Raw genomic sequence first — 1,661 nt, 5'->3', positions numbered from 1 at the left:
CCCGAATTATTCATGATAATTCGTCCAGCAGTGGCTTACGCCGCATAGTTACAGTGTTTTTGATACTTTTTGCTTTCACCTAGCAGGTGAAGAAAAATTACATACAAAAAGGACTTCTAATTTGTTAAAATTAAGGTGTCGAAGCCTAAAAATATAACAAAAGGAGAAGCCCTTATGCCCATTTTAAAAGACACCACTTTAGAAAGCAATAAATATCTGAAAATAAATTTTGATGGAGGTGATTTATCCTCCGATGCAGGACTGCTTCTGATTAAAGAATTCGCCTGCAAACTTGGTTTTGTGAAACTTCTGAAATCAGAATTCAAAACCAATGATACCGCATCCTTCCGCTATCACAAGGATGACGAAAATCTCTGGCAAGTAATCTACCAAATACTTGGAGCATATTTTGAAGACGACTGCGCAGATGAACTAACTAAAGATCCAATCTTGACCGCTATTCTAGTTAAGAAGGCGCTTGCATCGCAACCGACTCTTTCAAGATTTTTCAATCGTATGGATGAGGATTCATTGAATCAGTTCTATACTCTGATGCGTCGTTTCAGAAAAGTTGTGTATTCTATTAAGAAACCTGAAATAATTCTGCTGGATCTGGATTCTACTCTTCTGAATACCTACGGACATCAGGAAGGGGAAGGATTTAACTTCCACTATCAGAATCATGGTTATCATCCTCTGGTCTGTTATGATGGCATTACAGGTGACCTCTTGAAAATAGAATTGCGTGATGGCACTGACTATTCATCAACCGGTGTAATGGATTTCCTACAGCCTCTTTTGGATGAATTCGGTGATGACTATCCAGATATTCCGTTACTTCTCAGAGGCGACAGTGGATTTACCAAACCAGAGCTCTATCATCAGTGCGAAACCAATGGAGTTTCTTATGCCATCCGATTAAAAGAGAATGGCATACTACGTAATTTAGCCTCTGATATTGAGGAACAGCTTACAGAACAGACCAAAAAGGACATGGTTTCTTATGCAGTCTGTTATGGTGAATTCATGTATCAGGCAGGCTCATGGGACTATCCTCTTCGTGTTGTATGCAAAATTGAAAAGCCTACAGAGCAGATTGTCCATATGTACACATTCATTGTAACAAACATGGACTCTGAACCGGAACAGGTAATCAGATTCTACTGCAAGCGTGGCACCATGGAGAACTTCATCAAAGAAAGTAAAAATGGTTTTGATTTTGCAGCGGTAAGCAGCTCTTCTAAGATCGTAAATGCAAACCGTCTTCAGATTCATGCACTAGCATACAACATATTTAACTGGTTTAAACGATTAGCATTATCTGCAAAAATGAGAAGACAGCAGATTGACACCATTCGTTTGAAACTGCTGAAGATTGCCGCTAAGGTAGTTCGTTCAGCAAGATATATAACATTCAAGCTTTGTAGCAGCTGCCCTTATAAAGATGAATTCTATGAAACCTTGGAAAACATACGAGGACTACAGCCCAAGCTGGAATAGCAACAACACTGGACATTGACAGCAGAACATGTAATTTTGAGTGAATACAGGGATTTTATACCCTTTTTTAGAAGAAAATACAATTACATGAGATGCTTAAAAGTTCAAAAAACAGAAACCTGAATTTTTAGGGAGAATTGCCCTCTCATGAATAATTCGGG

1 protein-coding gene is annotated in these 1,661 nt (G+C 38.6%); it reads left to right on the top strand.

Annotated elements, in window-relative coordinates; translation table 11 throughout:
• Nucleotides 1-174: 174 nt before the first annotated feature.
• Nucleotides 175-1,500 (top strand): IS1380 family transposase, encoded by a 1,326-nt coding sequence (locus DS742_RS24835; RefSeq protein ID WP_117419622.1) that lies wholly within the window; start codon nt 175-177, stop codon nt 1,498-1,500.
• Nucleotides 1,501-1,661: the final 161 nt, after the last annotated feature.

This window comes from Lacrimispora amygdalina (genome assembly GCF_003432035.1).
In the GTDB taxonomy this organism is placed as follows: domain Bacteria; phylum Bacillota; class Clostridia; order Lachnospirales; family Lachnospiraceae; genus Lacrimispora; species Lacrimispora amygdalina.
This window is presented reverse-complemented; position numbering and strand designations above follow the sequence as displayed.